Source organism: Ruminiclostridium sufflavum DSM 19573 (genome assembly GCF_003208175.1).
GTDB lineage: Bacteria > Bacillota > Clostridia > Acetivibrionales > DSM-1351 > Ruminiclostridium > Ruminiclostridium sufflavum.
Genome location: NZ_QKMR01000008.1, coordinates 131,109 through 143,086 on the forward strand (window position 1 = coordinate 131,109; position 11,978 = coordinate 143,086).

Here is an 11,978-nt window from a genome sequence, read left to right on the forward strand (position 1 = left end):
ATTACGCCCATATGAACAAACCATCTAAACTAAGAAGTCAAGCTCAAAGGCATAATATAAAATGTTTTTACTTTTTAATAAAAACACTTATTCCGAGTCATAGTAAAAACCGTAGCTTTTAATGTTTACCCCTTTATCCTTTGCTTCAAGATATGCTTTTAGTGTCAAATCAGCTTGCGAGCATACTCTTTTCAATACCGAACCGTTTTTTTCCTCAGATTCATAAGCACAGCCTCCACCGCAAATCAAGGAGACATTACAATTTTTACAATCAGGAATCTTAAGTACGTTTCTATCATTCCATTTCTTCATTCTTTCCTCATCAAATATAACTTTGTTGTCATATGTACCAAATGACTTATCTTCATGTCCAATTGATACCAAACATCGATAGATGTTTCCGTCAGTTCCGAATATATACTGCTGTTGACGTAAGCCTTCGCAATGATAGAAAGCAAGTGGCCGACTCAGGCTGTTCTTATCTTCTTCCAAAAGATTTACAACATTATGAAGTACTCTTAGTGCTCCTAGACTAAATACTTTCGATACCAATCCCCCACTCTTTTCATCCTCATCTATAAATTCTTTTATTAATTCATGCTCTCTCATTGTTTTACTTTCTGGAGATTCAACCCATCTTATCGGAGAAACATAATATCTGAATATTGGCACCTTATTCCAACCCTTTTTAATTACAAATTCCGCCATATCCTTCAATTTATTAATGTTTGTCCTATCTGCGTCCATTCTCAAATTTACAGGTATACCCATTTTTAAAAGCATATCTATGCTTTCAACCGTCCGTTCAAAGCTACTTTCTCCGTTTTCGGAAACCCTATGCATGTCATGGATTTCCTTTGGTCCATTTAAAGTGAGCATAACGGAATCTATATATTTCTTGTACTCCTCAATTAGATCTGAAAAGTCGGGAAGTTCAAGGCCATTTGAAAATGCTACAATTTTACTGTTTCTGCCTTCACGTTCCTCATTCAATATGAACTCAGATATTTTCTGTAAGCAGTACCTAACTATATTTTTATTTTTATTTAAAAACGGCTCTCCCCCGAATAGGACTATCCTCGTTCCATTTATTCCACGTTCTTCACGAATAGAGCCTATTACTTTTAAAATTTTATCAATTTCATCTTCTCCCATACATTTATCCTGAATATGTATGTCGTTTTCATAGCAATATTTACATCTAAGATTACAACCGTAGGTCAAGCAAATTCCAAAAAGCAAATTCTGCTGGTTTAAATCATCTTTAGCTTTAGCAAACAGCTTTTCTACCAGCTTTTCCTCATCTGATACGCTATCAAAAAGTGCTTCTATATCATTAAGTTTCGCATTAACTTCATCGCTTACTTCATTTACTTCACCCCCTCTTATTTCCATAATTATTTTAGAGAGACTATTATCTCCATAACACAATTTACCGTTTAAGGTATTTACAAAACATGTCTTTCCAGACGGTATTTTGTATTCAAATATGTACTTTGTCAAATACATTTCTATATCTCCTTTTGTATGAGATTAAATAACTTAATATCCTGCTGAAATGTCGGCCTATTCTCATAAACTACATCATTGAGGAAAAACTCCATACCTTCTTCCATGCTATCCAAGTACATCCTTAGAATTTTTTCAGTTTCGGTACACACAGGATTATAGGCCGACCCATTTTTTTCCATTGCTTCATATGCACAGCCTCCTCCACATAGAAACGCAACAGGGCAATGTTCACATTTTTTAATGAATAATACATTCCTACATAACCAACTTTCCAATCTTTCTTCGTCCGGCTCAAATACAGGTCTGTAAGTTCCCATCGAATATTCTGCTCGCCCAGTTACTTTTGTACATGGGTAAACATATCCGCAGGATCCAAATATAAACTGATGCTGTTTACCTGCTATACATCCCTGGAACTGGTGATAACTTATGCTTTCCCCAGAATTCAAAGCACTTTGACAAAAATTAATTACATTTTTTAAAAGCCTTAAATCCCCGAAGTTTAGAAGGTTTTGTCTCAACAGCTTCTTATGATACATCTCCATAATCTCTTGTACTAGTTCATATTCATTAAGCCCATTCCCATCCTCTTTACGTAAGTATTTAATTCTACTTACATACATGCCTTTAAACTTGTTATCATAAGTCCATTCATGTTCATCTGCAAGCTCCTGTATATCAGGTAAACATTGAATATTTCCTCGATCAATATTTAATACTGCCAGTACAGGAAAGTTTTCCGTTAAAAGTTTGTCGATAGTTTCTACCGCATTGTCAAAACTGCTACCTCCCTCAGGTTTTTTCCTATAAATATCATGGGTATCCCTATTCCCAGCAATTGTTATCTGAATACAGTCGATATAGTTTTTATACTTCTTTAATAGTTCCAGATAGGCTAATGTATTTACACCATTAGAAAAAATCATTAATTTGCAGGTGCTTCCTCTCTTCCTCATGCCATCAATATGTTCTGCAGTCTTTTCGAAAAAAGCTTTTAACAGTTCAGCATTTTGTAGTAGAAAAGGTTCTCCGCCCTCCAATATTATTTTTGATTCAATCCACCCCCTTTTTTCCTGTTCATGTTCTATTATAGAAAACATGCTGTCAATGTCCTTTAGTGACATTGATTCACTGTCATCATGGAGTCCCTCTTCATAGCAGTAGTTGCATCTTAGATTGCATGCATAAGAAAGACAGCAAGCGTAAACTATTGGTTTTTTTCTATTCTCTTTCCAAGCCTCTCCACTATACTTATCCAGCAAAAGAGTCTCCTCCGTCTGACTTTCAAAGGCATACCCATTTTGCTTTAAAAAAAGTATATGCTCGGTAGGTACGTTAGCTATATTCCCATCCTTCAACTCATTTAATGAAAAAACAAGCTCTTTGCTAACAAAATTTATCTTTCCAACAAGTGTGTTTACCAGAAGCAATCTTCCTGATGGGAGTTTATGTTCTAAAAAATATTTGGTAATATACATTTTTTACTCTCCTATTTGTATACTGTTTCTCGGTGGATTAATCCAGTATTGTTCTCTATGCTATCTAGATATGCATGAATAATCTTTTCAGTATTTGGACATACAGGAACATACTCTGAACCGTTTCTTTCTGTCGCTTCAAAAGCACATCCTCCGCCGCAAATAAAAAGTGCCTTGCATTGCCTGCAGCTTTCTAGTTCCAATACACTCCTACTGTTCCAACACTTTTCCTTTGGTATCTTAATTTCAATTTCAGGCTTATATCTGCCTATTGCATACTTTGTGTTTCCTGCAGCAGGTGAACAAGGATATATATGTCCATCAACAGTAAATGAATACTGGTTTGAACGATTTCCACAACCGGTGATATGCTGTCGTACATCCTCCTCTCCGAATTTAGTCTTCTTATCACTGAAATCAAAGAAGTTCATAACATTTTTTAGAAGCCTCATATCTTCGAAATTAAATTTATTAGTTTGTATTTTATTATCTGCAACCATGGACATAATTTCTTCAATCATCTGATCCTCTGTCATAGAATTTTCTACTGTCATATATCTATTTTTCACCCTGCTGACACAGCAACCCATAAATGAGGTTTTCTTATCCCATTCCTTTTCTGATATTATTCTGGATATAAAAGGTAAATATTGTATGTTTTTTCTGTCAGTATTAACTACAAGCCACATAGGAATACTTAAATTTATAAGGGTATTTATCCCTTCCACCGTATAATCAAAACTTCCAGAACCATCGCTAAAAACTCTGGATTTATTATGTATCTCTTTTGGGCCATTAAGCGTAACAAACAAATAATCTATATTTCTTTTATTCACTTCAAGAAACTCCTTATAGTAGGGCAAATCAACTCCATTTGAAAATGCGAGTAGTGAATATCGCTTTTCCGTTTTTGAACCATTTTCAACAAGTGCTCTATAGCCTTCCATAAAATATTCAATAATGCCGTAATTTTCTTTAACAAATGGCTCCCCACCGAATAATACAATGGTCGCTTTTTCTGCATCATTTTCTGTGTAAATCTTTTCAATAGCTAAAAACACCTTGTCAATGTCTTCTTGTGTCATAACATCATGTGTATGTTCTATACTTGCATAATTGCAGTAATCACAGTTAAGGTTACAGTTGTTTGATATATGCACAAAAAATGTAAGTGGTCTTTTTTTCATTGAGTTAAAAGCTTCATTTGCCATATTTTCTACAAGTTCTAACTCTTTATTAACCGATTCATATATAAATCCTTTCCTTTTAAAGTCGTTTTCAATGTCTGGGTCAATAGGAAAACTATTGTTCTCTTGCAATTTCTTCATTGCCTCGATATGCTTTTCTGAAATATCTATAATTTCTCCAGTTAAAGTATTAAGGAGTCTTTTATCCCCTGATTTTTTTGTATGCTCAATAAAATATTTAGTAAAATACATTTACGTCCCTCCTTTATAATCAGTCCATATCCATAAAATTTCACTCATAAAGTACGTCCTTATGTGTTATGCATACGCCTTCCTCTAAGCTATCCAAATACATCTTCAGTACATCTTCAGTTCTAGTACATATTGGGTTACTTTTGGAACCATTTTTCTCTGCCGACTCATATGCACATCCCCCTCCACATAGAAATGCAACTTTGCAATCTTTGCACTTCGGTATTGTTAATACATTTCTATTCAGCCACCAGCTTTCTTTTATTTCATCGAAATGGTATTCAGGTGAAAAGCTACCAATTTCATAGCCTTTTCTTCCCATTGCTGGAGCACAGCAATATATGTTTCCATCTACTGCAAAAGAATATTGACTATTTCTACTATTGCAGCCGCTGAACTGATGATATTCGGGAATATCGGGATTACCAATGGCATTGAGCTTTGCTACCTCAACAAAATTCATAACACTTTTCAAAATCCTCATATCACCAAAGTTGTAGGCCCCCGGTAGTATTTTTTTAGTACGAATCATATTAAGAATTCTTTCAAGCATTTCATCTTCACTAAGAACATCTGGATTGTAATTTCTATGATCCTTTACCTTACTAATATAGCAACCTACGAAATACTTGTTTTTATTCCATGCATGTTCTTCAATAATTCTTGTCAGCTCAGGCATTCTGTCAATATTGCTTCTGCTTACATTGGCTACTATCCATGTTTTTATTCCAACATCTAACAGTGTATTTACTCCTTTAATCACAGCATCATAGCTTCCACTACCATTTGCGGTTATTCGGTGCTCATCATGCAAGTCCTTGGAACCATTTAACGTTACAAATATAATAGAAATCTGATCTGCATATCTTAATAAAAGATCCTTAAAAGACTTAATCTCAACACCATTTGTAAATACTGATAAGATCACCTTTCTATCGTTTTCCTCTTCCTTCTTTTTATATTCAATCGCCTTTGTAAAGAAGTATTCAACTGACTGCCTATTACAGCTCATAAATGGTTCCCCACCCGAAAGCACAATTCTGGTAGTTTTTCTTTTTTCCTTTTCTTGAATTTTACTCATTGCTGCAAATGCTTTATCAATATAATCGTTAGTCATCACAGGAGTTTCCCTGTCAAGATAACGATAGCAGCAGTAGGTGCACCTAAGATTACAATCATAAGTTATGTAGTGGAAAAATGTCATCGGCATTTCCATTCTGGAAGCCTCCGCTTTCTTTATAGCATTATCAATTATTTCATCTTCCTCTTCTTTTGTATTAAATACATATCCACCATGCTTTAAAAAGTTGAGATTACTTTCACAGATTTCCGACGTTTCCTTATTCTGAATTTGCCGTAGAGTATTTAAAACCTCGTCATAGCAATTGTCTATCCTCCCTGTCAGTGTATTGATAAGTAGTTTTTTCCCTGAAGGTAGGCGGTGTTCAAAACAATACTTAGTAACATACATTTTTTCTTCTCCCTCCTTTATCTTTTACCATTGTCTTAATAAATCCTTATAGCGTATATTTACTCCTGCCTCCTGACTATCCAGATAAGCATGTAATATATCTTCCGCATCGGTACAAACCGGGTCATGTATACTGCCGTTTATTTCTGAGGCTGCGTAGGCACAACCTCCGCCGCATAAAAATGCGACCTTGCAGTTCCTGCATTTCGGCAAGCTCAAAACATCTCTGTTACTCCACAATTTCAAGCTTTCATCCTGTATGTCCAGTTCAGGCTTAAAGAATCCAAGCCTATATTTTTCAATTCCCATTGCCCCTGAGCAAGTATATAGTTCTCCATTTACGCTGAAGGAAAACTGTCCTAGTTCTCCAGACAAGCATCCATAAAAGCGATGAAACGGCTTAGCAAATCGCCTTTCCGTGCCTGACTCAGCACACAATTTAACAATGCTTCTTAGTACACGCATGTCCCCGAAATTAAATACCTCTTGAGCATGGATATCTTCTTTTAAACTTCTCGTTATTTCTTCAATAAGTTGACTTTCTCTTATAGCGTTGCAATTTTCCGGTTTGTAATACTTTATTCTCCCCGCATAATATCCAGCAAAGCTAGGTTTTGCAGTCCACCCACGTTTGTCAACAAATTTGATTATTTCAGGAAGCAGGTTAACATTGCTCTTGTCAAGGTTTGTTACGGGCCATGTTTTAATATTCAAATCAAGCAAAGTCTCAATGCCTTTAACTGCTGCATCAAAAGTTCCAGTTCCATCCGGAAACTTACGCAGACCATCATGACTTTCCTTTGAGCCAATTAATGTCACTAAAATCTGTTCAATATATTGGCTGTATTTAGCAAGTAATTTTTTGAATAAAGGTATTTCAACTCCATTGCTAAAAATCATAAGCCTACATTCTCTGCCTTCTGATTTTTCCATTTCCATATTGAGGGTAACTCTTTCTAAAAAGTATTCAATAATGTCATAGTTTTCTTTAATAAATGGTTCCCCTCCAAATAAACAAATCTTACTTCTTTTTCTTCCTGATTCTTTAACTATTTTGCTAATAGCAAGAATTACAGCATCAATAGTATCTTTATTCATTACATTCTTATTATTTTTCAGATAATTGTAGCAACAGTAAGAACACCTCACATTACAGTCATATGTGAGATATACTACAAATACAAGAGGTTCTTCCCGTTCCTCCTCATCTTTTCTGTGTCTCCAATATTCAATAAGTCTAGTTTCTTCTTCGATTGAATTCAGAATATATTTCTTTGCTTTTAGTTCTTCAAGAGAATTTAAATCGAGACCATCAAAAGAATTATTTTCTATACTATCAAGTTCTTTTAAATGACGTTCTTCAATCGGGTCAATCGTACCTGTCAGAGTATTTACCAGTACTCTTTGACCCGATTTATATTTATGTGTTAAGTAATATTTTGAAATATACATCTCACCAACTCCGAATTAATTATTTTTTTTCAAGAATTTTTTTATATTTTGCCATTACCTGAAGGAAAAAAATGTAAGGATATATATAATAGTCAGCTGGTTCAATAGCAGCAGCAGTATATGCTCCAGGTAATATACCACCTTCTCCCTGTTGTTTGATAAGATATGATATTCCTCGTTCAACTTGCTCATGGTATGTGATATGGTCATTTTCCAAAAAGCTCAAAACTGCCCAGCACGTATGAACCACTGTGCTTTTCCCTCCTATTGGAGTTCTCGAATAATAGCTTGAATAGTGCTCACCCCATCCTCCGTCATAATTCTGAAAACCGGCAAGCCACTTTAATCCATCATCCACACACTTCATTCTTTGAGTACTTTTTAGCTTTCCAAGCCCTATCAAGACTCTCGAAGTACCATATATATAGCAAAGTCCCCATCTTCCATACCAGCTACCAAAGACCGCATCACTTTCTATCCATTTTATTGCCTTTTTTATTTGGGGCGAATCCAGACTATAGCCATTGTCAGCCAATGCGCTGATAGCATGTCCCGAAACATCTGCTGTACTTGGATCCTTTAGCTCATGCCCATATTCTACATGGTAAGGTGGCAGAAGCCCTGGTTTCTTCCTGCTCTGATTTTTGTCAAATGCAGCCCAGCCACCATCCTTGTTTTGGTTACTTAATAAATATTCAATTGCTTTTTCAATACATTTTTCAAATATTTTGTACCCATGTACTTTCGCTTTAGCAAGAGCCATAAGTACTAGAGAAGTGTCATCATTATCCGTCAACTCTCCATTATCGGAAGTGAACCCCCAACCGCCATAAGATGATTGCGTTCTTAAAAGATAGTAAACGCCTTTCTTTACAGCGTTACTACTATATTTGCTGGTCTCAAATAGTGCACAGGTTGCTAATGCAGTATTCCAGATTTTTAAATCAAACCGATTGAGTCTATTTGATTTTTTCTGTATACAACTTTCTAAAAAAGCTAACCCTCTCTTGATTTCCTGCCAATCATTTTTGTATCCTAATAAATGTAGAGCATAGATAGATCCAATAGTCGGCAGAATAGTCTTAAACCAGCTACCATCCCTCAGTTGCATAGAAAGGATTTGCTTTTCCAACTTTCTTAACGCTGTTTTTCTTAAAAAGCCTTTATTCTTTCCTGTCTTTACGGCTCCAACTACCTGAAGCTGTGGAAATGCATTCCTTGTCCATGCTGAGGGAAATAAAAATATACTCCATTTGAATACTTTAGGAAAAAGCATATGTAGATATCCTAAAAATTTGCCAACTTTTAATGGTATAAAGACCATTTCAGGTGGTGGAAAATAAAATTGTTCATTCTTTTTTACAAGGAGCATTTCGGTGTAAGGATCAACCCACCTGCTTCCTTCATAGTTTTCCAGCCATTTTTCTATCTTCTTCTTCTGTCCTTGTGAGATATATTTTTCTATAGAGCGATAAGCAAATATTGTACTTTTGAAATCACCCTCAGATGCTTCAGAAATAGGCCCCCAGCTTCCATCAATATTCTGTCTTTCCAAAATTCCTTTTACAAGCTCGCTCTTCCCAATATCCAGTTTTAGTTCATCCTGTAATATCAAAAATCCAGCATCAGCCCATATACTAAAATCAACATCGCTAGAGAAAGCGCCGTCGGAATTCTGAAAAGTCAAAAGTTTATTAATTCCTATTTTAATGCACTCATCTAGAGTTCTTGCGTCTAAGCCTAACATAAGCACCTCCAAATAATCAGTTGTGTTATATAACATTAAATAAGACTATTGCTCCAGCAAGTTCAAGTAACCATAGCACAGTAGTTCCAACCTTAGTAATAATTCCGCAGTGAGCTTCAATTTCTTCATACCTGTTCATCCTAAACATTACCCTTAATATATAATCCACCATTATAACGGCTAATATTACCAGGCTTATTAGAATATAAATTGACATTGCTTTTGAGGTTGCTGCTACTGTGTAAAATCCATATGTCCAAATAGCAACACCTGCTGGTATAAATATTAGACCAATAAAGAGTGCTACCTTATATCCAAATGTAACTGCAATTGTGTTAGCAATTCCTTTATCATCCTTCCAATCCCATGTTTCACCTACCATAAACAACCCAAATAGATTTATAGCCATTCCCACAACACAAAAAGTAATAATATGATGATAAGTTTGAGTAAACAGGTAATATCCAAATGGCATTGTAATTACCAATGGTACTCCCCTTCCAACATCTCCGAGAAAAGGATACTTTTTTAGTCTTACAGGTTTAGCAGAATAAATAACAGCGAAAATTGTTCCTATACCCCATAAAACTACTAGTAAAATCAAGCCATTACTGTACGATAAATGGAGACAAATCAGAAAGCCGATTACTATACTAAATACAACAAAAAGTGCCAATCTGGTATGTCCTATAATATCTACGGCTTGAGTCAGCTCACTCTTAAAACGTTTGTCCATTTCGTAATCCGCAAGTACATTAATATGAACCGCGCTGTAGTGAGCTAGTATTACAATAAGTAGCCCCTCTATAAATGTAATAATGGAGTGCAGGTTAATCGTTGCAAAATTTCCATTTAGTCGTGTAACTGACATTCCAAGAAAAACCCCTATAAAATATGGTGTTAGGTCAGCAGTGAAATATTCTGCTCTTCCAGCAATGATAAATAGTGCTTTTAAAAAGCCGGTTTTTTTATTCTTTGTACACAAATCACTGCCCATCAGAAATCACCTCCTTTAGAAATAAACTTTCGGTATTCTCCTAATGCCATTAGTGGGAATACTCTACTATAATTTGTGTTTTCATAAACTTCCAGTGCGCCTACTGTGTGAGGTGATGGCCAATTTCCATCTTTGCATTGCGTTTCCAGAATATACTTAGCTCCTTTCTCAATAGCACTAGAATACTTGGGGGCAACAGAAATTAAAGTTGTAAGTGCCCATGATGTATGTACAGCCGTACTCATTCCAATTCCCGCATATTCCTCCTTAAAGTAAGAAACATAGCATTCACCCCAACCGCCATCACTATTCTGGTGTTCAACGAGCCATTTAATGGCTTTTTGCACATAATCAGAATTCATATCTTCACCAATAACCTGCAATGCCTTTAACACCCTTGTGACCGCATAAATATAGCACAACCCCCATCTTCCATACCAAGGGCCAGATGGAAGTTGATCTTTTTTCAAAAAACTTATAGCTTTATCTATAGAAGGGTGACCTACTCTATACCCTACTTCTCCTAAAGCAATCATTACATGTCCGGTAACATCTGCAACACTTGGATCTTTTAGAATGACCATACTATCTTCAATTGTAGTCGGAAGAGTTCCAGGTGTTTTTTTCGCTTGTTCCTTGACAAATGCGGCCCATCCCCCATCTTTATTTTGCCTTCTTTCCAGCCATTCTGCGCTCTTCATCAAGTAGTCTTTATTTACTCCTATTTTACTTAAAGCCTGCATAGCTACTGCTGTATCATCACAGTCAGGATATATATTAACCTCTGGGCAAAATCCCCAACTACCGTTTCTGAATTGTGAATTTATAATGTAATACTTTGCTTTTGCAACGTTATGATTACTATCTGTCAATCCCGCACTTGCCAATGCGAGAAGAGCAAATGAAGTATCCCATACAGGGAGCCAAAATCTATGTACATAACCATTTTCTTCCCTGCGTCTGGTTTGAAGAAAACCTAAAGCCCTTTGAATAACATCGCTGTTTAAATCATGTCCAAGCTCTGCAAGTGCAAGGGTAGGATATACTGTGGGTTGGAAAGTTCCAAACCAGCCTCCATTACTCAGTTGATTATTTAATAGCATTTTTTCAGCTTTCTTAATTGCCATACGCCTTATTGGACTCCAGAGGCCTTTCTTTTGCCTCAAGGTCTTTAGCAGTATTCCACCTGCAGCACCATCACGAACCCAAGCTGGAAGAAATCTATTAAAACCAAACTTGGAATTTGCCGGAATAAGCATCATTTCAATTGGTGGAACCTTTATATCCTTCCATTTCTTTCTTCCAAAACATGCTAGAAATATTTCGGTAAAAGGATCTATATACTTTTCGTCTACAGTTTTCATATATTCCTTACCCTTTGCAACGCACTCAGGATAAACATCAAGCAGTTCAAGAGCAAGAATACAAACTACGGTGTTTCTTGCAGCTGCTGATTTCAATTCGAGCATCTCCTCCATTTTATCCTCATCTAGATTAGGAAGCGGCAAAGCTTGCTTGTCCAATATTCCCCAGCTACCATCTCTCCTTTGAAGTCCCATAATGCAATGCGCTGCCTTACTCTCCCATTCTGGTTCAGTTATTCCAAGAATTTTATTAGTTATAATAGCTACCGCGGTTGGATAAGCATTATAATATATATCTCCCTGCCAAAAAGTACCCATATATTGGTTCTCAAATACATTTACTAAAGCTCTGTCAATAGAAGAATTAACTGCTTCCTTTAGATGTACTAATTCCATAAAAATCATCCTTTCATATGTTAATCCGTTAAGGTAATCAATATAATGAATGACATTAAGTTATGTCTTTTAAATTTGAGATAATTTTTCATAAAAATTCATTTTATACTATTAAGTAAATG

Annotated in this window: 8 protein-coding genes; all 8 read right to left on the reverse strand. The window is 35.7% G+C overall.

Annotated features, from left to right (window positions below):
* Positions 1–87 precede the first annotated feature (87 nt).
* The 8 genes from LY28_RS08585 to LY28_RS08620 are packed head-to-tail and all read right to left on the reverse strand — an operon-like array spanning position 88 to position 11,856.
* Positions 88–1,509: a radical SAM/SPASM domain-containing protein gene (locus LY28_RS08585; RefSeq protein ID WP_110461767.1), complete on the reverse strand. Its 1,422-nt coding sequence runs from the start codon at positions 1,507–1,509 to the stop codon at positions 88–90.
* A gap of 2 nt (positions 1,510–1,511) precedes the next feature.
* Positions 1,512–2,990: a radical SAM/SPASM domain-containing protein gene (locus LY28_RS08590; protein WP_110461768.1), complete on the reverse strand. Its 1,479-nt coding sequence runs from the start codon at positions 2,988–2,990 to the stop codon at positions 1,512–1,514.
* Between the two features lie 11 nt (positions 2,991–3,001).
* Positions 3,002–4,429: a radical SAM/SPASM domain-containing protein gene (locus LY28_RS08595; protein WP_110461769.1), complete on the reverse strand. Its 1,428-nt coding sequence runs from the start codon at positions 4,427–4,429 to the stop codon at positions 3,002–3,004.
* A 40-nt stretch (positions 4,430–4,469) separates the two neighbouring features.
* Positions 4,470–5,900 (reverse strand): radical SAM/SPASM domain-containing protein, encoded by a 1,431-nt coding sequence (locus tag LY28_RS08600; protein WP_110461770.1) that lies wholly within the window; start codon positions 5,898–5,900, stop codon positions 4,470–4,472.
* A gap of 24 nt (positions 5,901–5,924) precedes the next feature.
* Positions 5,925–7,352 carry a radical SAM/SPASM domain-containing protein gene (locus LY28_RS08605; RefSeq protein ID WP_110461771.1) on the reverse strand — a complete coding sequence of 476 codons (1,428 nt, stop codon included), beginning with the start codon at positions 7,350–7,352 and terminating at the stop codon, positions 5,925–5,927.
* A 19-nt stretch (positions 7,353–7,371) separates the two neighbouring features.
* A complete protein-coding gene (locus LY28_RS08610) occupies positions 7,372–9,099 on the reverse strand; it encodes a prenyltransferase/squalene oxidase repeat-containing protein (protein ID WP_165835528.1) in 1,728 nt (575 codons plus the stop codon).
* 25 nt (positions 9,100–9,124) lie between these two features.
* The gene (locus LY28_RS08615; protein ID WP_110461773.1) at positions 9,125–10,096 is read right to left on the reverse strand and encodes a UbiA family prenyltransferase; all 972 of its coding nucleotides are present in this window, start codon (positions 10,094–10,096) and stop codon (positions 9,125–9,127) included.
* Positions 10,096–11,856: a prenyltransferase/squalene oxidase repeat-containing protein gene (locus tag LY28_RS08620; RefSeq protein WP_165835529.1), complete on the reverse strand. Its 1,761-nt coding sequence runs from the start codon at positions 11,854–11,856 to the stop codon at positions 10,096–10,098. The genes LY28_RS08615 and LY28_RS08620 overlap by 1 nt, the downstream gene beginning before the upstream one ends.
* Between the last annotated feature and the right edge of the window lie 122 nt (positions 11,857–11,978).

What these genes read in the sequence shown, in the direction of transcription:
- LY28_RS08585 (WP_110461767.1), bottom strand. Translation starts at nt 1,509, where the DNA reads ATGTATTTGACAAAGTACATATTTGAATACAAAATACCGTCTGGAAAG.
- LY28_RS08590 (WP_110461768.1), bottom strand. Translation starts at nt 2,990, where the DNA reads ATGTATATTACCAAATATTTTTTAGAACATAAACTCCCATCAGGAAGA.
- LY28_RS08595 (WP_110461769.1), bottom strand. Translation starts at nt 4,429, where the DNA reads ATGTATTTTACTAAATATTTTATTGAGCATACAAAAAAATCAGGGGAT.
- LY28_RS08600 (WP_110461770.1), bottom strand. Translation starts at nt 5,900, where the DNA reads ATGTATGTTACTAAGTATTGTTTTGAACACCGCCTACCTTCAGGGAAA.
- LY28_RS08605 (WP_110461771.1), bottom strand. Translation starts at nt 7,352, where the DNA reads ATGTATATTTCAAAATATTACTTAACACATAAATATAAATCGGGTCAA.
- LY28_RS08610 (WP_165835528.1), bottom strand. Translation starts at nt 9,099, where the DNA reads ATGTTAGGCTTAGACGCAAGAACTCTAGATGAGTGCATTAAAATAGGA.
- LY28_RS08615 (WP_110461773.1), bottom strand. Translation starts at nt 10,096, where the DNA reads ATGGGCAGTGATTTGTGTACAAAGAATAAAAAAACCGGCTTTTTAAAA.
- LY28_RS08620 (WP_165835529.1), bottom strand. Translation starts at nt 11,856, where the DNA reads ATGGAATTAGTACATCTAAAGGAAGCAGTTAATTCTTCTATTGACAGA.